The organism is Halomarina salina (genome assembly GCF_023074835.1).
Taxonomy (GTDB): domain Archaea; phylum Halobacteriota; class Halobacteria; order Halobacteriales; family Haloarculaceae; genus Halomarina; species Halomarina salina.
On the sequence record NZ_JALLGW010000003.1, the window covers coordinates 238236 to 261172 of the forward strand.

The window sequence follows — 22937 nt, forward strand, 5'->3', positions numbered from 1 at the left end:
TGTCCGCGCCCGTCGGCGGTCGGTGCCACGCCTGTGTGGCCGAAGTCCTCAAGTCGCTGGTGTGACAAGAGGAGCCATGAACGGCACCGCAGTCATCGTCGGAGGCGGTCGCGTCGGTCGACACACCGCGACGCAACTCATCGACCACGGCTACACGGTCACCGTCGTCGAACGCGACGCCGAAAAGTGCGAGACGCTGGCGACCCAGCAGGTCGGTCACGTCGTCGAGGGCGACGGCGAGGACCGTGCTATCCTCGAAGAGGCGGGCGTCGCAGACGCGGACGTCGTCGCCGCGCTCACCGACCACACGCCGACGAACGTCATCGTCTGCGGGCTAGCCCGCGAAATCGCTCCGGAGATCCGGACGCTCGCCCGCGTCGCCTACGACGGCGAACGCGACTACCAGCACCTCGCCGCCATCGACGACATCGTCTACCCGGCCGCCGCCGCCGCGGACATCGCTGCGGACCACCTTCTCCGTCAGAAGTAACGACTCGAATTATCGCCCTCGCCCGTCGCCCACTACTCGTCGTCACGACGGGCCGTCTCCCGCTCACTTCGGGGGCCGTACGCACCCTGAAATCGACTCACGTGACGGGATGCGACGCTCTCGTAACTCGAAGGGGGCGCTCGTCTCGAACCGTCGACGGGGAGACGCGTTCTATCGACGTTCGAGGAGACGCGAGCGCCGACGGTGACGTCCTCTGCCGGGTTCCCGCCGTCGTGTTCGAGTCTCGAATCCGGGCTACTCAGTGCGTCCAGCGGCCGGTGTCGACCCCTGCGTCGGAGTCGTCCTCGGGGCGGAGCGGACGTTGATACGAGAGTCCCGCCTCCTTCATCAGTCGACGACAGCTCGGGAGCGAGTAGTTCACGTCGAACGCCTCCTCCAGGTGCCGCTGCACGAGCGACGGCGACCAGGCGGTGGCGTCGTACCCGGCGTCCGTCGGTGGGGCGTGCAACGTCTCCGTCAGCCGCTGTAGCTGCTCGTCGTCGAGCTTTCGCGGTCGACCGCTCCGCTCCTCGTCGGAGACGGCGTCCACCAGTGACTCGTCGTCGTCGAGTCGTTTCAGCCAGCTGTAGATGGTCCGCCGCTCGACGCCGTACCACTCGGCGAGCTCCGTCTGCGAGACGCCGTTCTTGTACGCGATGGCCGCCGTGAGTCGCTGGGCCGGCGTACTTCCCTCTATCTCCCGGAGTGCCCGCCGGAGTTCGTCGAGGGTGATGTCGTCGAGGTGGTCCATACTCCACCAACGAACTTCGAGTAGTTAGTTCTAACGAATACTGCCCGGTTCTCGGGGGGAGAAGTCGGCCAGACGTGTCAGTCGCTCGTCCGGTAGTCGACGTAGGCGTCGTCCTCCATCACGGCGCTCCGGCCGCCGTCGACGACGAGGCTGGCACCCGTGACGAACGCGGCGTCGTCGCTGGCGAGGAACGCCGCGACGCCAGCCACGTCCGCCGGGGTACCGATGCGGCCGGTTGGGTGCATCGCCTCGACTCGCTCCCGGTCGACGTCGGCCAGTTCCTCGCGCGTGCGAGCGATCTCCACCCAGCCGGGGTTGATGGTGTTGACGCGGACACCCTGCCTGCTGAAGTCGAGCGCCATCGCCCGCGTCATCCCGTCGATACCGGCCTTCACGGCGTTGTAGGGGAACAGCCCCGGCATCGTCAGGAGCGCGTGGTTCGAGGACATGTTGAGGACGCTCGCGCCACGGCCCATGTGTTCGACGGCGTGTTTCGCACCGAGCCAGAACGAGCGGAAGTCGGTCTCCACGACGAACGCCCAGTCGTCCATCGTCGCGTCCTGCGCCGTGGTCTCGGTCTGGACGCCGGCGTTGTTGACGAGGACGTCGAGGCCGCCGTACTCCTCGACGGTGGCTCCGACGAGGACCTCGATGTCGTCCGGGTCGCGCATGTCGGCGCGGACGAACCGCGCCGCTCCCCCTGCGTCGCGGATGTCCTCGACGACCGCCTCTCCGGGTTCCGCCGAGCGCCCGGTCACGACGACGGCCGCTCCCTCGGCGGCGAACCGTCGAGCGACGCCCTCGCCGATGCCGCGGGTGCTCCCGGTGACGAGCGCCGTCTTCCCGTCGAACCGGCCGGGGACTGCGTTCTCGGTCGGGTCGGTCGTACGGGGCGTCGCGGTCACGTCCGATGGGGTGTCGTCCGCCATCGTCACCACTCCGCGACGCTCCCGTCGTCGTGCCGCCAGACGGGGTTGTGCCAGTCGACGTCCCGTTCCGCCTGCTCGCGGACGTACTCCTCGTTCACCTCGATGCCGAGACCGGGCCCGGTCGGTACGTCGACGTAGCCCTCGTCGTAGGTGAACACGTCCGGGTCCGCGAGGTAGTCGAGCACGTCGCCGCCCTCGTTGTAGTGGATGTCGAGGCTCTGCTCCTGGATGAGCGCGTTGTGCGAGCAGGCGTCGACCTGGATGCACGACGCGAGCGCGATGGGACCGAGCGGGCAGTGTGGCGCGAGCGCCACGTCGTACGCCTCGGCCATGCTCGCTATCTTCCTCACCTCGGTGATGCCCCCCGCGTGCGAGAGGTCGGGCTGGATGATATCGACGGCCCCGTCGGCGAGCACCTGTTTGAAGTCCCAGCGCGAGAACATCCGCTCGCCCGTCGCGATGGGGATGGAGGTGTGAGCGGCGAGGTCCGGGAGCGACTCGTTCTGCTCGGGCAACACCGGCTCCTCGATGAAGAACGGATCGTACGGTTCGAGCGCGCTCGCCAGTCGCTTCGCCATCGGCTTCGCCACGCGCCCGTGGAAGTCGACGCCGATGTCCACCTCCGGCCCGACGGCCTCGCGGACCGACGCGATGCGGTCGGCCGCCGCCTGGACGCTCGCGGGCGTGTCGACCGAGCGCATCTCGGAGGTGGCGTTCATCTTCAGCGCGGTGAACCCCTCGTCGACCTTCTCACCCGCGGCCTCGCCGACGTCGGCCGGGCGGTCGCCGCCGATCCACTGGTAGACGCGGATGCGGTCGCGAGCGCGGCCGCCGAGCAACTGGTGGACGGGCGCGTCGAACGCCTTCCCCTTGATGTCCCAGAGCGCCTGGTCGACGCCCGCGATGGCGCTCATGAGGATGGGACCGCCCCGGTAGAACCCGCCGCGGTACATCGCCTGCCAGTGGTCCTCGATGCGGTGGGGGTCCTCCCCGAGCAGGTAGTTGTCCAGCAGCTCCTCGACGGCGGTCCGGACCGTCTTCGAGCGCCCCTCGACGACGGGTTCGCCCCAGCCGACGAGCCCGTCGCTCGTCTCGACCCGGAGGAACAGCCACCGGGGGGGCACTTCGAACAGTTCGTAGTCGACGACCTTCGTCATGTGTTACGGCCACCAACTGACCGTTCGCTAATAACCCTTCGCGTCCGCCGGAGTCACCGTCCGGCGAGACCGCCGTACTCGTGGTGTCGGACCCATCGCCTCGACAGTCGGCACCTCCGCCGTCGGGCGTCTCCCCAATGCAGGGGGCGGGCGAATAGATAACAACTCTAGCGGTGTTATCCAGCGGCGCGTGCAGATTCGGAGTTGGCCCCTGCGTCTCGCGGCGGTTCAGCAGCGAGATCGTCGACGGCCTCGTCGAGCCGACGACGCTCCGGGGAGCGCTCGGTCGGGTCGACCGACTCCAGTCATCACCGGTCGGACTTCGAGGAACTAGCTATCGTGAAATACGGTCTGATCTCTGCCCAATCGGCTGATAGCCCCAGTGACAGCCAGTGTCGACGGCATCGACATCGTGGCGGACGTCGTCGCCGTCCAGACGGCTCGTTCTCATTCGTCACGTTCGTCGTCGAGAGGCGTCACAGCTCCATCGAGCGGACTGCTGGTTCGTTCCGACTGATATTCCACCGATGGCGAACGGCTCGGACTAGGAGTGTGCGAGGTTCAGTTCGAGTTCGTTCACCACGCTCTTCACGAGGTCGGGGATCTCGGTCTCGAGGCGGTCGTCCTTCAGTCGGTGGGTCGGTGCGGCGACCGCGAACGCTCCCAGGACCGTCCCGTCCGGCTCTCGAAGGGGGACGCCGACGGCGCGGAGACCCTCCGTGCTCTCCTCGTAGTTGTACGCGAACCCTCGCTCGCGGACCCCGTCGAGTTCCTCGAACAGGGCCGCCTCGTCGGTGATTGTGTTCGGCGTCGCGGCGGGAAGGCCGTTCTCGTCGATTATCTCGCGGATGCGGTGGTCGGGAAGCTGTGCCAGTATCGACTTCCCGCCGGCCGTCTGGTGGAGGTAGAAGCGCTTGCCGACCCTGCCCTTCGTGAGGACGCCCCGTCGCCCGGTGTCCCGGAACAGCACCACCGCCCGGTCGTGTTCCATCGTGCTGAACTGCGCGGTCTCTTCGGTCTCCTCGGCTATCTCACGGAGCTTCGTCCGGATGACGTGCGCACCGTCGAGGCGAGAGCGGACCTGCGCGCCGATGTCCAGGAACCGGAGACCGAGTCGGTACTGCTCTCCCTCCTTGGCGACGAAGTCACCGGCCGAGAGGGTCGCGAGGTGCTTGTAGACGGAACTCTTCGAGAGCCCAGTCGCCGTCGCGAGTTCCGTGACGCCCGCCTCCTCTCGCTCCTGTAGCTCTGTAACGATGGCGAACGTATTCTCGATACTCTTGAGCGTCTGCCGCGCCCCTTCTTCCCCCTCTCCCGGTGGTTCACGCGTTGGCATCGGTCTACAGGGTAATCCGGCCGGGGAACTATCAAATTCACTATCGAGAAACGCCAGAGTCACGCAATCCGACCTGTGGCACCTGCGGACACGGTGCGAACCGTTAAGCCAGCCCCTCTCGACCCACCAGTGTATGCTCGACTACGTGGGTCTCGAGGGAGACCTGACGAGAGAGGAGCGGATGGTTCGCGACACGGCCCGCGAGTTCGTCGACGAGAAGGTGCGCCCGGACGTCGGCGAGCACTGGATCGAGGGGACGTTCCCGACGGACCTCGTCGAGGAGATGGGCGAGCTGGGGTTCTACGCGCCCAACCTGGATGGGTACGACCTCCCCGACCTGAGCGAGACCGCCTACGGTCTGCTGATGCAGGAACTCGAGGCGGGCGATTCGGGGCTGCGTTCGATGGCAAGCGTGCAGGGGGCGCTCGTGATGTACCCCATCCACGCGTTCGGCAGCGACGAGCAGAAAGACGAGTGGTTGCCCGCTCTCGGGCGGGGCGAGGCGGTCGGCTGTTTCGGTCTGACCGAGCCACAGCACGGGTCGAACCCCACCGCGATGGAGACCTACGCGGAAGCCGAGGACGAAGGATACGTCCTGAACGGCTCGAAGACATGGATCACGAACTCGCCGATTGCGGACGTGGCCATCGTCTGGGGGCGCGACCGGTCGGCCGAGGACACACCGGTTCGGGGTTTCCTCGTCGAGACGGACCGCGACGGCGTCTCCACCAACAAGATCGACGAGAAGCTGTCGCTGCGGGCCTCCATCACGGGCGAGATCGGTCTGAACGACGTCTACGTCCCCGAGGAGAACCTGTTGCCGGACGTCGAGGGGATGAAAGGACCGCTGTCGTGTCTCACGCAGGCGCGCTACGGCATCGCGTGGGGCGCTATCGGTGCGGCGCGGGACTGCTTCGAGACGGCTCGTGAGTACGCGACCGACCGCGAGCAGTTCGGCGGTCCCATCGCCCGGTTCCAGCTCCAACAGCAAAAGCTGGCGGAGATGGCGACGCAGATCACGACGAGTCAGCTGTTGGCACATCGCCTCGCGGAACTGAAAGAGCGCGGCGAGATGCGTCCTCAGCACGTCTCGATGGCCAAGCGCAACAACGTGCGGATGGCGCGCGACCAGTCGCGTATCGCCCGCGAGATGCTCGGTGGGAACGGCATCACGGCGGACTACTCGCCGATGCGCCACATGGCCAACCTGGAGACCGTCTACACCTACGAGGGGACCCACGACATCCACACGCTGATTCTGGGTCAGGACCTCACCGGCTTCGCCGCCTACGAGTGATGGCCGGGAAGCTACACCAACCGGTCGTCGTCTCCGCGGTCCGGACGGCTCAGGGGAAGGAGGGTGGCGTCTTCTCGGCGGTCCGCAGCGAGGAGCTCTCGGTGCCGCTGGTGAACCGGATGCTCGCCGAGACTGGACTCTCGGGCGATGAGGTGGACGACGTTCGCTGGGGCTGCGCCAAACAGGAGGGCGAGCAGGGCAACAACCTCGCCCGCGTCGTCGCGCTCCTCTCGGACCTCGGCGAGTCCGTGCCGGGGACGACCATCGACCGGCTCTGTGCCTCTTCCGCGGAGGCGCTCTTCTCCGCGGCCGACGCCATCCGGGCCGGCCAGCGCGACTGCGTCGTGGCCGGCGGCGTCGAGCAGATGTCCCGCGTCTCGCGGAAGTACGGCATCGGGAACTACCCCGGCATCGCGGCCGCCTGGGACCCGGACGACCTCCAGATGGGGGCAACTGCCGAGGCGGTGGCGAACCGCTACGGCGTCTCCCGGGCGGACCAGGACGCGTACGGCGCGCGCTCCCAGCAGCGGGCGGTCGCCGCCACCGAGGCGGGTCGGTTCGACGACGAGATCGTCCCCATCGAGACGCCCGACGGGACGGTCACCGAGGACGAGGGCCTCCGCCCCGGGACGACGGCCGAGTCCATCGCGGGGCTCCCGCCCGCCTTCGACGAGGACGGGACGGTCACCGCGGCGACCGCGGCGCAGATATCGGACGGCGCGGCGGGCCTCCTGCTCACCTCGCGGGCGTTCGCCGAGGAACGTGGCCTCGACGTACTGGCCGAAGTGGGGAACCACGAGGTCGCCGGCGTCGACCCCGAAGTGATGGGAATCGGTCCGGTTCCGGCGTGTGAGGGGCTGTTCGAGCGCTCGGGCACCGAGGCCGACGACTACGACCTCGTCGAACTGAACGAGGCGTTCGCGTCCCAGACGCTGTACTGCCAGCGCGAACTCGGCTTCGACGACGAGGTGTTCAACGTCAACGGTGGCGCTATCGCCATCGGCCACCCGCTGGGAGCGTCGGGGGCACGGCTCCCGGTCACGCTCGTCCACGAGATGCGGCGTCGCGACGCGTCGTCCGGGCTCGCCACGGAGTGCGTCGGGTACGGGCAGGGTGCGGCCGTCGAGTTGTTCGCACCGTAATCCGTCCCCCTGAATCGGCGCGCGTCGGGCGTCCCCGAATTCGACTGCGTCTACAGGAGTCGGTCGGCGATGATGTTCTTCTGGATCTCGCTCGTCCCCTCGTAGATCTTCGTGATACGGGCGTCGCGGTAGTAGCGCTCGGCCGGGTGGTCGGAGACGTAGCCCGCCCCGCCGTGGACCTGGATGGACTCGTCGGCGACCTCGACCGACCGCTCGGAGGCGAACAGCTTCGCCATACTCGAGAACTGCGCGGCCATCGACTGGTCGCCCTCCTCGACGGCCGAGGCGGCGCGGTAGGTGAGCGCCCGGGCGGCCTCGACGTTCGTCGCCATCTCCGCGAGTTTGTGGCGGATGGCCTGGAACTCGCCGATCTTCTGGTCGAACTGCTCGCGCTCGCCGGCGTAGTCGAGCGCCGCGTCGAACGCCCCCTGTGCGGCCCCGACGGCCTGGGCGGCGACGTTCGTCCGCCCGGAGGCGAAGAACTCCATCAGCTGGTAGAACCCCTGGTCCACCTCGCCGATGACGTTCTCCTCGGGAATCCGCGCGTCGTCAAGGACGATTTCGGCGAGGTCCGACGCCCGGATACCGAGCTTGTTGTCTATCTTCGTCGGCTTCCAGCCCTCGACCTCGGTCGGGACGAGGAAGGCGGTGATGCCGCGGTGGCCCTCATCGGGGCTCGTCTTCGCCATCACGACGGCGACGTCGGCGACGGTACCGTTCGTAATCCACATCTTGTTGCCGTCGAGCACCCACTCGTCACCGTCCTTCTCCGCCCGCGTCTCGATGCCTGCGACGTTCGAGCCGTGAGCGGGCTCGGAGATGGCGCTGGCGGAGGCGGTCTCGCCGTCGGCGATGCGCGGGAGCCACTCCTCTTTCATCCACTCGTCGCCGAACTCGATGATCATGTCCGTCCCGAAGCCGGCCGACCCGACGGCCGACCCGATGCCGGGGTCCGCGCGCCACAGCTCCTCCGTGACGAGGACCGTCGAGAGCTTGTCCATCCCGGCCCCGCCGTAGTCGATGGGGATGTTCGGCGCGACGAAGTCGTACTCGGCCGCCGTCCGTCGGATCTCCTCGGGATACGTCCCCTGTTCGTCGTGTTCCTGTGCGACCGGCACGATCTCTTCGTCGGCGAACTCGCGGACCGCCTGCCGTATCGCGCGATGCTCGTCGCTGAGGCTGAACGCCATGGCCCGACGTCCGACCGTGTTCACAAGTACCTACCGATGGTCGATTCACGAGGCGAGTGGTGAGCGCTGGAGTCAGCGCCTCCGCGGGCGAGCGATCGCGAAGAGATGTGGATGTACAACGTTGTGTCCCGGTCGAGCGGCGTCGAACGCTGTTCGGGGATAGTAGCCGATACCAGAACTTACTAATGCCGGTGTTCTGAATGATGATTCAGAATGGGAAGCGATTCCACGGCTGAGAGTATCAAGCGTCGCGCGTTCTTGAAGGGGACCGTCGCAACGGCCGGTGTGGCCGGTGTCGCTGGCTGTTCGAGCCAGGGGGGTAACGGCAGCGGCGGCGACGGCAACGGGTCGAACGGCAACGGCTCCGGTGGCGGGTCGGGCCGGACCGACATGGTGATGACGACGTCGACGGAGACGACGGCGGCGTACGCCATGAGCCAGGGTATCTCCGCGGTCGTCAACGAGAACAGCGACGCGGTCCGCGTCGACGCGCGACCGAGCGAAGGGACGAACGCGAACATCGGTCGGCTCGACCGCGAGGAGGTCCAGATAGCGTACATCCAGAACTGGGCCGCCGCGAAGATCAACGCCGGCGAGAAGCCGTTCGACCAGCTCACGTTCACGCCGAACCAGGTGTTCCACCTCTACGACCTCGGGTGGTTCCTCGCGACGCCCAACGGCGGGTGGGAGACGGCCTCCGACATCGAGTCGGGGAGCCGCGTCTCGCCGACCCCCCGTGGCTCCGGGACGGCCGAGATGCTGGAGACCGCGCTGAGTTACGCGACGGAGGACTACGAACGCGTCAGCATCGACTACGGCGGGCAGGGGAGCGCCATGAGCGAGGGCCGTCTGGACGTCGGCGCGGCGACGCTCGTCAACTTCTCGGTCGAACCCGGCTGGCTCCAGGAGATGAAGGGGACGGTCGACCTCCGGATGCTCGGGTGGAGCGACGACGTCGTCTCGAAGATGCAGGAGGAACCCGGCCTGCTGCTCACCGAGGTGGAGACCGGCGACCTGGAGAACTACGCGTACACCCCGGAACCGGCGATGATGCCGTCGCTGGCGTACAACTTCATCGTCAGGAACGACTTCAGCTACGACGCCGTCTACGACCTCCTGGCGACGATGTACGAGAACCGCGAGGGGCTCAGCGAGTACCACGGACTGCTCGGCAACCTCGCCGACGGCGAGTTCTGGCTGAAGAACGCCTACGACGACATCCCCTTCCACCCGGCCGCCGCCGACTTCTACGAGGAGCAGGGACTCTGGTCCGACGAGTTCACCCGCGGCGAGGAGTAGCCTCCGGCGATGAACGACTCAACCGTCACCCGCGAACGGGCGCTCTCGGGGCTCATCTACGTCATCGGCGTCGCGCTGACAGCGTACATGCTGTACTACGCCTACGAACGACCGTTCGTCCGGGTCAGACACTCCAACCTCTTCCTCGGGGTCGGCGTCGCCCTGTTCTACCTCTACGAGACGAAGAAGCACGTCTTCGGCACCGAGGATGTCGAGGCGTACCGCGACCGCGACCTCGACCACGACGGCTCCCTCGGTAGCCGCCTCCGGTCGCTCCTCGGACCGTACGACGGGATTTTCACGCTGCTCGGGGCCGTCGTCGCGGTCGCCGTCGCGGCGTACATCGAGCTGAACTTCCAGCGCCTCCAGTTCGACGCCCCCATCCTCGGGTACACCGAGATGGACTTCGTCGTCGGCGCGCTCATCGTCCTGCTCGTCGCCGACGCGACCAGACGCGCCTACGGCCTGGCCATCACCTCGGTGGTCGTCGTCGCCGTCGCCTACGCGATGGCCGGGCCGTGGCTCCCCGGCTTCCTCGGTCACACGGGGATGTCCTGGCAGGACGTCGCCCGGTTCGGAGCCGTGGGGCTCACCGGCACGTACGGGTTCATCCTCGGCGTCGGGACGACCTGGGTCGCCATCTTCATCATGTTCGCCGGGATGGCGAAGACCTACGGAGCGCTCGACTACATCCTCGACGTGGGGACGGAACTCGGCAACAAGCTCCGGTCGGGCGTCGTGCAGGTCTCGGTCGTCTCCAGCATGGCGATGGGCTCCATCACGGGGAGCGCCGCCGCCAACACCGCGACGACCGGGAGCTTCACCATCCCGATGATGCAGCGACAGGGCGTCCGCGACGACTTCGCGGCGGCCATCGAGAGCGTCGCCTCCTCGGGCGGACAGATGATGCCGCCCGTGATGGGCGTCGCGGCGTTCATCATGGCCGACATCCTGCAGGTGCCGTACGTCCGCATCATCCAGGCCAGCCTGATTCCGGCACTGCTGTTCTACTTCAGCGTCGGTATCGCCGTCCAGTTCGTCGTGTTGCGCTTCGGCTGGACCACCGAGCGGACCGGCGAGTTCGACCGGAGCGTCCTCCGGGGGGGTGCGCACTTCGCCGTCCCGCTGGCCGTTCTGGTCTACACGCTCGTCGTCCTGCGGCTCACGCCGCTGAGCGCCGGGCTCTACACGACCGTGACGATGGTCGTGACGATGTACGTCCGGAACCTCGTCGTCGACGGGCCGTCCGTCGGGACGCTGGTCGGGACGACCCGGGAGACGCTCCGGGGCTTCCGCGACGGCGCGGTCGAGATGGCTCCGCTCGTCGGCGTGCTCGCCGCGATGGGTATCATTATCAGCATGCTCACCCAGACCGGTCTGGCCCAGAAGATCAGCATCCGTATGGTAGGGCTGGCTGGCGGCGTCCTCGTCGCGGTGCTCCTGATGGCGATGGTGCTCAGCATCCTGTTCGGACTGGGGATGCCGACGCCCGCCGCCTACATCCTGGTGGTCATCCTCGTCGCGCCGGGCATCATCGAGGTGGGCGTCCCGCAGATAACCGCCCACCTCTTCGTCTTCTACTTCGCGATGCTCTCCGCTATCACGCCACCGGTGGCTGTGGCGGTGGCCGTCGGGGCGCGCATCGCGGACGCTGACTTCCTGCAGACGGGGAAGCAGGCGCTGCGCATCGGTGCGCCGGGCTTCTTCATCCCCTTCGCGTTCATCTCCAATCGGAGTCTCATCTTCTGGTCGTTCCCGGCGACGCTGCTCCACGCGGGTATCGTCTTCGTGGGGGTCGTCGCACTGGTGGCGGCGACCACCGGCTTCGACGGGAAACACCACCTCGGCCTGCCCCACCGGGCGGCGTACATCGCGCTCTCGTTCGTCGCGCTCTACGCCCCGATGACCGGTGTACAGGTCGTCGCGGCGACGCTCGCACTCGCCGGGCTGGGACTGAGCCAGCTCGACCGCCTGCCAGCCGCCGTGTCACCGTCGAAGTAGGTGTCTCGCGTCCCCCGTCGCCCCTCTGTATCACGAGACGGCGTACCTCGCTCGACCCGCGGCGAGGTGTCGTGCAGGGTGTGTCGTAATGGTGATCTGTGAGTACGAGACCCTCGTTACAGGGTCGACTCCCTGAGCGTCGAGCCGACCCCTCGCACCGATGGCGAGCGCTTCGACGCGACGGACTCGCTAGCGATGGGAGGCAGGGCGCAATCGAGCAGGGCCGGCTGGATTCCGTAGCTCGACGTTCTGGGAGTGGTCTGCACTCTCACCGGCGCGGTCGAGACCGACCGTCGTCTGCGCTTCGCGGACGTCTGTCGGGAGGCTATCGTCGGCCACACGGGGGGTGTGTTGGTGGTTTCTAACCGGGTTGTATTGTCCAGAATGGCAATACTGGACTATCATATATGGGCGAGTGTGTTTTCGATGAGTGAATAGTGTTGGGAATAAGCTATCGCTGAAGGATACAGTGGAAATATACACTGAACCTTCCTCGGCTAAGTACTGGACACGATATTCTCTAACCGGACTTCGGTTGTGCGACAGGTTGTGTATTGCACTAGAACTGGTATTCTCTTCGGCGCGAAAGCACGTACCAGACGACTGGCCTCCCTGGAGCAGTCGAGACTCCGTCGACCGACCACCGGTCAGACCCGTCCATCGCGACGTGAGAGTGCGGATGCAATCGTAACCGAAGGGAGTACCCTCGCGGGGCCGTAGGAGACTCGGAACTCGATAGAAGCGGGCTACTCGACCGAAATCGGGGGCGGTTCCTGGCCACTCCAGCGCCTACGCGTGTACAGATAGCGAGACGTGAGAGGAGTCGACACGCATCCGTTCCCGCCCGACGACGTAGACGACGGTGACTACCCCCCGGAGTCCCTGGAAAGTATCGGCCTCGACTGTCGGTGACCCGTTAGTAGAAGGTGTCTCCGGTCTTCGCCTTCTCGACCAGCAGGTCACACGGGAGCGTCTCGGCCTGCTTGTTGGTGTCGTCGTGACGGCTCGCGACCTCGGTCAGTCGGTCGAGGACGACCGATGCACCGACCTCGTCTGCCTTCTCGAGTGGACCGACCGGCCAGTTGCCGCCGAGTTTCGCACCCGTGTCGATGTCCTCGACGCTCGCGACATCGTGTTGCACCATCTTGGCGGCCTCGTTGATGATCGGCGCCCAGACGAGCAGGGTATCGAACCCCTGGCCAGCGTCGACCGCGATCTGTGGCTCGTCGCGTTCGTCGTAGTCGTAGTACCCGGCCCCCGACTTCCGACCGTACCGCCCCTTGTCGTACAACTGGTGCAGTATCGGACAGACCTCCGTGTCGTACGCCATGGGGCGGTCTTCGGTCAGGTGGTCCTGCTCGCCCTCGACGCGAATCTGGATGCCGCCCGTGAAGTCGGCGAGTTCGAACGGCCCCATCGGAAACCGTTCCTTGTACTTCATCGCCGAATCGATCTCCTCGATACTGTGCTCTCCCCTGTAGACCATCCACGCCGCTCCCTCACCGTAGGGCCGCATCAGGCGGTTGACGATGAACGAGGGGACGTCCATCCGACAGCGAATCGGTGTCTTGCCGAACGATTCGACGAGCGATTCGACGGTCCCCGCCACGTCGTCGGGCGTGTGTTCGGTCATGATCACCTCGACCAGATCCATCAGCATCGGCGGGTTGAACCAGTGGCTACCGACCACCTGTGCTGGCCGGTCCGTGACCTCTGCGAGGCGGGTGATGTTGAGCCCGGACGTGTTGGTCGCGAGAATCGCTTCGGAGGGGGTGGCTTCGTCGAGGTCCTCGAAGATGTCCTCTTTCACCGCTTGCTGCTCGACTGCGGCCTCGGTGACGAAGTCGGCGTCGCCGACCGCCTCGTCGAGGTCGGTCGTGAACTCCAGTCGGTCGAGGGCAGCGTCGGCGTCCTCTTGCGTCACTCGACCGTTCCCGACGGACTTGTCGTACGACCACTCGATTCGCTCGCTCGCCTCCTCGAGCTGTGATTCGTCGATGTCGTTCAGGTAGGTGTCGTAGCCGGCGAGCGCGGCGACGGCCGCGATGCCACGGCCCATCTGTCCACTGCCGACGACGGCGACGGTCTCTATCTCGGTGCGGTCTACGACCATACTACCTGCTCACAGACGGTGGGAGAAAAAGGATACTGTATGGATTCGGACGGACTGCTTCCTATCGGTTGGAGATGATACTCGTGGCCTTCTACCGAGAGCGGCGACACCAGGAAGCCGACGAGCGTCTCGTGAAAAGTGTCCCCAGGGATGGGGAGTCGCACGTGACAAGCGTTTATGAACGGTACGCCACCGGCCAGGTGCAGCATGGCTGGAGCACCGACCGGGTCAGGATGTTGGTGCTTGTTACCATTGTTCCTTCCGGCTGCGGAATCGATTGCTGCCTCTCACACGAGCGACGTGTTCGCAGGAGCGCCCTGCCAGGCCGCCGTCGTCGGTGACCGGGAGGCGGAGCTAGCCGGACGTCGACCTGGCGAATCATCTCGGACTGGACCAGTCACTTCCCGTCGTTGCTCGGAGCGGCGCACGGCGAGGTCTCTCGAACCGGCCGTCCCCGACTCCCGACCCCCGACGAGTGTTCGAGCGACGAAAGGTCTAACAGCGAGTCCGACGAGTGACTCGACGTGACTCACCTGCCGACGCTACCGGGAACGCTCGCCCGGACGACCCGGAAGTACCCCGAGCGGGAGGCCGTCGTCTACCCGCGGAAGGACGTCCGGTTGACGTACGAGGAACTCGACCGCCGAGTGACGCGGTGTGCGAACGCGCTCCGGGACCTCGGCGTCGAACCGGGCGACCGGGTCTCGCTGCTCATGTACAACTCCGCAGAGTTCGTCGTGGCGATGTTCGGGCTCCTCCGGGCGGGAGCGGTGTTCAACCCTATCAACTACCGTCTCGCACCGGGGGAGGTCGGCTACATCCTCGACGACTCGGATTCGAGCGTCCTCCTGTTCGAGGAGGCGACGCGAGAGACCGTCGAGGCCGGCCGCGACGAGTTCGGGACGGTCGACCGGTACCTGTACGTCGACGACGACGTCGAGTCGACGCCAGACTACGCGAGGGGGTTCCACGAGACCGTCTCGACTGCGGACGACGGTCCCGTCGAGATCGAGGTCGCACCGACCGACCAGTACGCCATCATGTACACCTCCGGGACGACGGGACGACCGAAGGGTGTCGTCCACTCCCACCAGGACGCGACGTACCACAACATGCTGTACTTCGGTCGGCTGGACCTCGACTACACGGACGTCGGCGTCTCGGCCATGCCGCTGTACCACAACGCCGAACTCAACTGCGGTCTCTGCCCGCGACTGAACCTCGGGGCGACGACGGTCGTCCTCCACCAGTTCGACCCCGAGCGAGTCCTCGACGTGGTCGACGCCGAGCAGGCCACGCACCTGTTCGTCGCCTCCCGGACGTGGTCGGAGCTACTGTCTGCCGCCGAAGACGCCGCCGACTTCGACGGGAGCAGCCTCCAGCTCGGTATCTACGGGGCCGCCCCGATGCCGCCCACGCTCCTCGAACAGTGCATCGAGACGTTCTGCGAGGACTACGCGACTGCGTACGGGATGACCGAGATGGGGCCCTGTGCGACGTTCATCCGGCCGGACGAGGTCCACGACCAGCTCGGGAGCGTCGGTCGGGCCGCGCCCAACCACGAGCTACGTATCGTCTCGCCGACCGAGACCGAATCCCCCGACGACCCGGTCGCTCCGACGGACGTCGTCCAGCGCGGCGACGTCGGCGAGATCATCCTCCAGGGGCCACCGATGCTGACCGAGTACTGGAACCGTCCCGGACTGACCGCGGACGCCATCCGCGACGGCTGGTTCTTCACCGGCGACGCCGGGTACGTCAACGAGGACGGCTACCTGTTCCTGGTCGACCGCATCGACGACATGATCATCTCGGGCGGCGAGAACATCTACCCGACCGAGATAGAGAACGTCCTCTACGACCACGAGGCGGTCGAGGCGGTCGCGGTCGTCGGCGAGGAGAACGGCGAGTGGGGGGAGCGTGTCGTCGCGTACGTCGTCGGGAGCGGGGCGGACGCCGACAGCCTCGACGAGTTCTGCCGCTCCCGCGACGAACTCGCCGACTTCAAACGCCCCCGCGAGTACTACTTCGTCGACGAACTGCCACGCAACCCGAGTGGCAAGATTCAGAAGTTCGAACTCCAGCCGTCCGACGTCGATGGGTCGTCGATATAGGGTATCGGGGTGTGCGACGCTCGACGACGGCGACCGGCCGCAGTGCAACCACCGAAAAGCGTTTGAGTGCCACCGGAGCAACACGAACGATGCGCGCGAACGGTCTCACCCTCGGCGGCGACGCTCCGGAGGACATCGTCGAGTACGTCGAACTCGCGGAGAACGCCGGACTCGAAACGTACTGGCAGGGCGAATCCTGGGGGCGGAGCTCCGTCCCGACCATGACTCGGCTGCTCGAACGGACGGCGTCCATCGACGTCTGCTCGGGCATCTTCAACGTCTACACACGCTCGCCAGCGCTGGTCGCGATGACGGCGAACACCCTCGCCGACCTGTCGGACGGGCGGTTCCGCGTCGGCCTGGGGATGAGCGGCCCCGCGGTCATCGAGAACTTCCACGGCGCAGAGTTCGACGAGCCGCTCAGGCGAACCCGCGAGTACGTCGAAATCGTCCGCGCGTACCTGTCGGGCGACCGGGTAGAGTACGACGGTGAGCTGTTCGACCTCTCCGGGTTCGCGCTGGACGTGGAGCGAACCTACGACTGTCCCATCTACGTCGCGGCGATGGGGGAGGTCAACCGCCAGCTCACCGGCGAGTTCGCGGACGGGTGGATACCCCTGCTGCTCCCGAACACGGCCGTCGGCGACGCGCTGGAGGCCGTCGAGCGTGGCACCGACCGCGGCGACCGGTCGCTCGCGGACGTCGACATCGCCCCCTGGGTGCCGACCTGCATCTCCGAGACGGACCCCGAGGCCGCCGAAGGAGCCGTCCGCTCGATGATCGCGTTCTACGTGGGGGCGATGGGTGACTACTACGCACAGATGGTGGCGAACTTCGGCTTCGAGGAGGAGGCCGAAGCGATTCAGGACGGCTGGAAGGCAGATACGCAGGCCGGTGCGGAGGACGCGGTCACCGACGAGATGGTCTCGGCTATCGGCGCCTGTGGCACGCCGGAGCAGGCGGCCGAGAGCTTCGAGCGCTTCGTCGATGCTGGTGCGGACTCGCCCGTCGCGTACCTCCCGAGCCGGTGGGCGAGCGACGACGTCGTCCGGGAGACGATAACGCAGCTACAGTAGTCGCTCGGTCGGACCCATGATTTGATAGTCGGTACCATCCTTCACTCGCAGTGTGCGATACTACGAGGACATAGCGGTCGGGGAATCTTCCGAGTTCGGGGAGTACCAGTTCGAGAAAGCGGAGATCGTCGAGTTCGCGGAGAAGTACGACCCGCAGCCGTTCCACACGGACGAGGAGGCGGCCCAGGACACCGCGTACGGCGAACTCATCGCCAGCGGCTGGCAGACCGCCGCCGTCTGCATGCGGATGCTGGTCGACGGGTACGTGCACGACCAGGCGAGCATGGGGGCACGCGGCGTCGACGAACTCCGCTGGCGGAAACCGGTGACGCCTGGCGATACGCTCCACCTCCGGGTCGAGGTGGTCGACAAACGCCGCTCGGAGAGCGACCCCAGCCGTGGCTACGTCGACAACAAGATGGAGGGCATCAACCAGGACGGCGAGGTCGTCATCTCGTGGATCGGCCTCGGGATGGTCGAGGTGCGCGACCCAGACGGGTAGCGGAGCGCCGGCCGTTCGGTCGCGGCCGCAGCGCCGACCAGCGCTTCGGAGCGTCAGGAGCCCTCGACGGCACCGCTGTCGAACAGCGCGTCGATCTCCGCGGCCTCGAAGCCGAACCGTCGCAGCACGTCGCTCGTCTGCTCGCCCAGTCCGGGGGCCTGCCCCCCCCCGCCCGAGAGCCCATGGTGTACCTCGGCCGGATACCCGATTCTGGGGAACCCCTCGCCGTCGGCGTCGACGACGCCGCGATTCCGGAGGTGAGGGTCGTCGAGCGCTTCGCGTGGCGTGTTCACCTTCCCGATCATGACCTCCTGCTCGCCGAGGTCGGCTTCCCACTCGGCGAGGCTCCGTGACCCGAACACCTCGCGCAGTTCGTCGCGAACGGCCCGCCTGACCGCCGGGTCGTCGGACTGGTGTTTGTCGACGAGTTCCGGTCTGTCGATGGCCGCACAGAGGTTCTCCCAGAACTTCGGCTCGAGTGCTGCCAGCGTCAGGTGTCGCCCGTTGCTCGTCTCGTAGATATCGTAGCAGGGGTACAGTCCCGTCAGGTTCGTCTCGCCCGGGCGCGGGTCCTCACCGGCGTTCGCCAGCGACCCGACCGCCTGGGAGAACGAGAGGACGGCGTCCGTCATCGAGACGTCGAGGTAGTTCCCGCCGGTGTTTCCTAGCTCCCGACCGAGCAGCGCACCGACGATGCTGAGCGCCGAGAACACGCCGCCGGCCATGTCGCCGACGGGGTAGCCGGTGATGCGAGGGCGCTCCTCCTCGTCGCGACGCGTCATGTCGAGGAGACCGGCGAAGCCCGCGTAGTTCAGGTCGTGACCGACCCGGTCGCTGTACGGGCCGGACTGTCCGTACCCGGACAGCGAGCAGTAGATGACGTCGGGATTCCGTTCTTCGACGTCGTCGTACCCGATTCCCAGTCGGTCGACGACGCCGGGACGGAACTGCTCGAAGACGACGTCCGCCTCGGCCGCGAGTCGGAGGAACGCCTCCCGACCCTCGTCGGACTTGAGGTCGAGCGTGATGCTCTCCTTGCCCTGGTTGATGGCCGCGAACATCGCCCCGTAGTCGCCGTCGACGGTCGGCTCGGCGTAGCGAGCGTAGTCGCCGCCGTTCGGCGCTTCTACCTTGACGACGTCCGCCCCCATCTCGGCCAGCAGGTGCGTCGCGTACGGGCCGGGCAGGAGGCGTGACAGGTCGAGTACCGTGATGGACTGCAGGTCCATGTGGCATGCTGACGCCCACCCATGCAATAAAGCCCGCCGTCGTCGTCGCGGCTCGGGGACCCGCCGGCTGAGGCCGGTCCGACCCGGTCACTCGCGTAACTGCGCCCGCTTGATCTTCCCGCTGGCAGTCTTCGGGAGTTCGTCGACGATCGCCACCTCGCGGGGGTACTCGTGTTTCGAGAGGGTCTCGCGTGCGAACGAACTGATCTCGTCGCGCAACTCCGGCGACGCCTCCCGGCCCGCGGTGAGGGTGACGAATGCCTTCACTATCTCCCCCCGGGGCAGGCCCCGCCCACCTCGCGCTACGAAGACGCCGACCGTGCTGGCGAGGAGCCGAAGAGCCGCCGGATCGCGTAGTACCCTGTCAGCAGCGCGATGGCGACCGTCGACCAAACAACCTCTGTGAGGCCGAGGCCGACCATCGCGACGACCAGTCCGACGCCGGCGACGCCGGCGACCAGGTGGCCAGCGGGAACCCGGAACGACGGCTGCACGTCGGTTCGATACCGCCTGAGCCCCAGAAACGAGAGGAGGTTGATGCCGTACGGGATGCCGGTCCCGACGATAGACGCGACCACGAGCAGTTCGTAGAAGTACCCCGGGAACAGCGAGAGCACGGCCGCCGACCCGCCGACCGCGACGACGCCGACGCTGGGGACTCCGGTCCCCGTGGTGACCGACGCGAACGGCGACGGCAGCGTCCCGTTCTGGCCGAGCGCGAACAGGACGCGACTCGCGCTCATCGTCCCGACGAGCATCGTGGTGAAGATGGCGGCGACCGAGCCGAGCGCCAGCGCGTACCTCAGCCACTCGACGCCGAGTATCGTCGCGGCCGTCGCCAGCGGTGTCCGGAGCGTCGCACCGTCGGCCAGGAACTGGTCTACCGGTACCACGCCGTGAAGGGCGAAGACGACGAGAGCGTACAGGACGGTCGTGACGCCGAGCGAGAGCAGGATGGCCCGCGGTGCGGTGTACGCTGGCTCGCGTATCTCACCGATAGCGGCCGGGACGACCGTCCAGGCGCCGTACGCGGTCATCGATATCTGGACCGCGGCGAGGAACGACGCTGGGCCGCCGACGGCGAGCGGAGCGGTCCTCGCCGGGTCGACCCGTGCTGTGGCGACGGCGACGAAGGCGACGAGGACGGCGAGCAGGACGGCCGTGAGGAGCAGGTTGAGCCGACTCGTGACCTGCCCACCGAGGAGGTTGATTGCGGTCACGAGAGCGACCGCCGCGAGTGCGACCCCGGTCGTGTGGCCCGCCGCCGCCGGAACGACCGTCCCGAGGTACCCCGCGATGGCGAGCGCCGACACCGTGATGCCGAACACCCAGCCGATGGCGTAGCCGACCCCTTCGAGGTAGCTGGCGAACGCCCGGAGCCGTGTCGACGGCCCTAGCGTCTCGTACGGGAAGATGGCGAGCGCCCCGGTGCGCGGGAAAGCGAGGGTGAGTTCGGTGTAACAGAGCGCGATGGCGGTCATCAGGAGGCCGGCGAGCAACCACGCGAGCGGGGCAGCGGGACCGGCGAGTCGCCCCGTCGACCCGGGGAAGACGAAGATGGCCGAGCCGATCATGCCACCGACACTCAGGAGGAGACAGTCGAACAGACCGAGATGATCGGTCGACTCGGAGGCGGGCTGGTCCGTCATGCGTTCGTGAACGACCTCCGCCCGAGGTCCCCATGAATCCACGGTTTTCGGGTCCGGTCGGTCGCAGTGGCCGGAGTCGACCTGCGCGTGCCCCTCGACCAGCAGTGCGTTCGACGACCGTCCTCTGGTCGGAGACCGATTCGAAAGGTAATCGGGGAACACTCGGCGACCAGCAGAGGGCGGCGGTCCGTTACCGGGACGGACGGGACCCCTCGACGACCTGACGGCCACCCGACGCGAGCACGAGTCCGTAGTGGCTCTCCAGGTGTCTCCTCGACGGCTGGGAGGGACTGCTCGTGTTCACTCACGAAGCGGGCTACGAGTGGAGCGCCCCCTGCGACAGCAACGGGCCGACGGTCCGGCCGAGGAATCCGGGCACGGTCGGTCGGACGTCCGCGGTCGGTGAGTGACAGTCGTTCCACCGAATCGGACGCGCCACCGCCCGTGTGAGGGGCGGTTCGAAGGGGCCGCTGTCGGCCAGCCAGTCCACGGTTGACTGCCACGGCACGGCTCGGTCCGTGTCGGCCCGGCGCGACCGTCAGTCCAACACGACGAGGGCGTCGCCCTGGTCGACGGAGTTACCGGCCTCCACGGCCACCTCCGTGACCGTCCCTCCCATCTCCGCGACGATGTCGTTCTCCATCTTCATCGCCTCCAGGACGAGGACGGGGTCGCCCGGTTCGACCGTCTCTCCCTCTTCGACGGCCACCTCGAGGACCGTCCCCTGCATCTCGGCTTCGATTACCTCCCCGTCGCCAGCGACGGCGGTGGTGTCGTCGTCGTTCGAGGAACCACCCTTGCGGGCGGGGCCGTCGTCGGTGGGTCGCTGGGGAGTCGACGCCTCCGGAACGCCGCTCTCTTCGAGGTCGACCTGGAACCGCTTGCCGTTCACCTCGACCGTGAACTCGCGGGTGACGGTCTCCTCCTCGGTCGACGAACTCGACGCCTCCGTACCGTACCGCCCCTGGTACTCCTCGATGGGCGTCTCGTCCATGTGGTCGTCGAGGTAGTTCGTCGTGTGCGTGCCGCCGACGAACGCGTCATCGTCGAGCATCATCAGGTGGAACGGCCGGATGGTGTGGATACCCTCGATGGTGTACTCGCGGAGCGCGCGCTTCGAGCGGGCGATACACTCCTCGCGGTCGCTCGCGGAGACGACGAGTTTCGCTATCATCGAGTCGTAGTCGGTCACGAGGTCGTCGCCCTGCCGGAGCGCGTCGTCCATCCGGACGCCGATACCGCCGGGCGGGTCGTACGTCTCCAGTGCACCGCCCTGAGCCGGGGCGAACTCCTCGGCAGCGTTCTCGGCGTTGATGCGGAACTCCATCGCGTGACCCCTCAGGTCGACGTCGTCCTGCGAGAAGGTCAGTTCCTCGCCGGCGGCGACCCGCAGTTGCCACTTGACGATGTCGATGCCCGTAATCTCCTCGGTGACGGTGTGCTCGACCTGGATGCGGGTGTTGACCTCCAGGAAGTAGAAGTCCGAATCGGCGTCGAGCAGGTCCCCCGCTTCCCGGTCGTCGTCGTCCTCGACCAGGAACTCGAAGGTGCCGGCGTTGTAGTAGTCGGCCTCGTCCGCACCCCGCCGAGCGGCCTCCCCAATCTGCTCCCGGAGGTCGTCGGTGAGCGCGGGCGAGGGGCCCTCCTCGATGACCTTCTGGTGGCGACGCTGGAGCGAGCAGTCGCGCTCCCCGAGGTGGCGGACGTTGCCGTGGTGGTCGGCGAGGATCTGTACCTCGATGTGTCGAGGGCTCTCCAGGTAGCGTTCGAGGTAGACCGAGTCGTTGTCGAAGTACGCTTCCCCCTCGCGTTTGGCGGCCTCCAGTTGGTCAGCGGCTTCGCTCTCGTCCTCGACGACCTTCATCCCGCGACCGCCGCCACCGCCCTCCGCCTTGATGGCGACCGGGTAGCCGTGCTCGTTCCCGAACGCCTCGACCTCGTCGACCGTCTCGACGGGGTCTGTCGTCCCCGGAACGATGGGGACGTCCGCGGCCTGCATGACCGTGCGGGCGTTGGTCTTCTCACCGGCCTGCTCCATCGAGTCGCTGCTCGGCCCGACCCACGTGACGCCCTCTGCTTCCTCGACGCGCGCGGCGAAGTCGGCGTTCTCCGCGAGGAAGCCGTAGCCGGGGTGGATGGCGTCCGCGCCAGCCTGCTGCGCGGCCTCGACGATGGCCCCCTGGTCCAGGTAGGAGTCGGCCGCACGCGCGGGACCGACGTTGTACGCCTCGTCCGCGTACCGGACGTGTCCAGCGTTCTTGTCTGCGTCACTATAGACGGCGACGGTAGCGACTCCGAGGTCCTCACACGCACGCATGACTCGGACCGCTATCTCGCCACGGTTGGCGACGAGTACCTTCTCGAACATCTCGGCCCAATCTGCCCCCGCAGCGCACCTTACTCTACCGGTCGACGCACGCACCAGCGAACCGGTGCCGAGTCGCGTCCGTCGGAACGTCGACTCCTGCTCGGGGCGTCTCCGGGGGTCTCGACACGCTCAGCGCATTCGAGCGGTTCGGCCGCTGGCGGTCCAGGGGTCGGTCGGTGCTTCTCGCGGTACCCGCACGTCGCGACGCTGGAGCGTCGCGACTCGACCGGCGAACGCCCATCGCTCGCCGTCCCACGTCTCCTCTGTCTCCTCGTCGGCGGTGCGGGCCGCGGC

18 protein-coding genes and 1 pseudogene are annotated in these 22937 nt (G+C 67.1%); 8 read left to right on the forward strand and 11 right to left on the reverse strand.

Annotated features, from left to right (window positions below):
• The first annotated feature begins 76 nt into the window (after positions 1–76).
• Entirely contained in the window at positions 77–490 is a 414-nt protein-coding gene (locus MX571_RS20385; RefSeq protein WP_247420912.1) for a potassium channel family protein, read from the forward strand.
• A gap of 292 nt (positions 491–782) precedes the next feature.
• Here the strand turns inward: MX571_RS20385 and MX571_RS20390 are convergent.
• From MX571_RS20390 to MX571_RS20405, 4 genes and pseudogenes are all read right to left on the reverse strand, one after another.
• Positions 783–1241: pseudogene (locus MX571_RS20390) on the reverse strand (helix-turn-helix domain-containing protein); the annotation flags it as partial.
• Positions 1242–1318: 77 nt separating this feature from the next.
• A complete protein-coding gene (locus MX571_RS20395; RefSeq protein ID WP_247420915.1) occupies positions 1319–2170 on the reverse strand; it encodes an SDR family NAD(P)-dependent oxidoreductase in 852 nt (283 codons plus the stop codon).
• A gap of 2 nt (positions 2171–2172) precedes the next feature.
• Positions 2173–3327, reverse strand: a complete 1155-nt coding sequence (gene dgoD, locus MX571_RS20400; protein WP_247420929.1) for a galactonate dehydratase — start codon at positions 3325–3327, stop codon at positions 2173–2175.
• Positions 3328–3871: 544 nt separating this feature from the next.
• Complete coding sequence (locus MX571_RS20405) at positions 3872–4663, reverse strand: IclR family transcriptional regulator (protein WP_247420932.1); 792 nt, start codon at positions 4661–4663, stop codon at positions 3872–3874.
• A gap of 133 nt (positions 4664–4796) precedes the next feature.
• On the opposite strand from MX571_RS20405, the gene MX571_RS20410 reads away from it, so the two are divergent.
• Positions 4797–5960 (forward strand): acyl-CoA dehydrogenase family protein, encoded by a 1164-nt coding sequence (locus MX571_RS20410; RefSeq protein ID WP_247420935.1) that lies wholly within the window; start codon positions 4797–4799, stop codon positions 5958–5960.
• Entirely contained in the window at positions 5960–7102 is a 1143-nt protein-coding gene (locus MX571_RS20415) for a thiolase family protein (RefSeq protein WP_247420244.1), read from the forward strand. The genes MX571_RS20410 and MX571_RS20415 overlap by 1 nt, the downstream gene beginning before the upstream one ends.
• A 50-nt stretch (positions 7103–7152) precedes the next feature.
• Here MX571_RS20415 and MX571_RS20420 read toward each other — a convergent pair whose 3' ends face one another.
• Positions 7153–8292: an acyl-CoA dehydrogenase family protein gene (locus MX571_RS20420; RefSeq protein WP_247420256.1), complete on the reverse strand. Its 1140-nt coding sequence runs from the start codon at positions 8290–8292 to the stop codon at positions 7153–7155.
• A 213-nt stretch (positions 8293–8505) separates the two neighbouring features.
• Between MX571_RS20420 and MX571_RS20425 the strand changes: the two genes are divergently transcribed.
• Positions 8506–9591: a TAXI family TRAP transporter solute-binding subunit gene (locus tag MX571_RS20425; RefSeq protein WP_247420268.1), complete on the forward strand. Its 1086-nt coding sequence runs from the start codon at positions 8506–8508 to the stop codon at positions 9589–9591.
• Between the two features lie 9 nt (positions 9592–9600).
• Entirely contained in the window at positions 9601–11592 is a 1992-nt protein-coding gene (locus MX571_RS20430) for a TRAP transporter permease (RefSeq protein ID WP_247420270.1), read from the forward strand.
• A gap of 916 nt (positions 11593–12508) precedes the next feature.
• Here the strand turns inward: MX571_RS20430 and MX571_RS20435 are convergent.
• Positions 12509–13705: a 3-hydroxyacyl-CoA dehydrogenase gene (locus MX571_RS20435; RefSeq protein ID WP_247420272.1), complete on the reverse strand. Its 1197-nt coding sequence runs from the start codon at positions 13703–13705 to the stop codon at positions 12509–12511.
• Between the two features lie 524 nt (positions 13706–14229).
• On the opposite strand from MX571_RS20435, the gene MX571_RS20440 reads away from it, so the two are divergent.
• The 3 genes from MX571_RS20440 (at position 14230) to MX571_RS20450 (ending at position 17397) form a co-directional block, all read left to right on the forward strand.
• Complete coding sequence (locus MX571_RS20440; protein ID WP_247420275.1) at positions 14230–15819, forward strand: long-chain-fatty-acid--CoA ligase; 1590 nt, start codon at positions 14230–14232, stop codon at positions 15817–15819.
• An 89-nt stretch (positions 15820–15908) separates the two neighbouring features.
• Positions 15909–16895, forward strand: a complete 987-nt coding sequence (locus MX571_RS20445; protein ID WP_247420278.1) for an LLM class flavin-dependent oxidoreductase — start codon at positions 15909–15911, stop codon at positions 16893–16895.
• Between the two features lie 52 nt (positions 16896–16947).
• Entirely contained in the window at positions 16948–17397 is a 450-nt protein-coding gene (locus tag MX571_RS20450) for a MaoC family dehydratase (protein ID WP_247420281.1), read from the forward strand.
• Between the two features lie 53 nt (positions 17398–17450).
• Here MX571_RS20450 and MX571_RS20455 read toward each other — a convergent pair whose 3' ends face one another.
• From MX571_RS20455 to MX571_RS22995, 5 genes are all read right to left on the reverse strand, one after another.
• Positions 17451–18626, reverse strand: coding sequence for a CaiB/BaiF CoA transferase family protein (locus MX571_RS20455; RefSeq protein WP_247420283.1), 1176 nt, complete (start codon positions 18624–18626; stop codon positions 17451–17453).
• Between the two features lie 87 nt (positions 18627–18713).
• Positions 18714–18893 carry an AMP-binding enzyme gene (locus MX571_RS22820; RefSeq protein ID WP_247420285.1) on the reverse strand — a complete coding sequence of 60 codons (180 nt, stop codon included), beginning with the start codon at positions 18891–18893 and terminating at the stop codon, positions 18714–18716.
• 35 nt (positions 18894–18928) lie between these two features.
• Positions 18929–20275 (reverse strand): APC family permease, encoded by a 1347-nt coding sequence (locus tag MX571_RS20465; RefSeq protein WP_247420287.1) that lies wholly within the window; start codon positions 20273–20275, stop codon positions 18929–18931.
• 538 nt (positions 20276–20813) lie between these two features.
• Positions 20814–22643 carry an acetyl/propionyl/methylcrotonyl-CoA carboxylase subunit alpha gene (locus tag MX571_RS20470; protein WP_247420290.1) on the reverse strand — a complete coding sequence of 610 codons (1830 nt, stop codon included), beginning with the start codon at positions 22641–22643 and terminating at the stop codon, positions 20814–20816.
• Between the two features lie 129 nt (positions 22644–22772).
• Positions 22773–22937, reverse strand: a 165-nt coding sequence (locus MX571_RS22995; RefSeq protein WP_497007254.1) for a DUF8022 family protein, incomplete at its 5' end; no start/stop codon positions are given.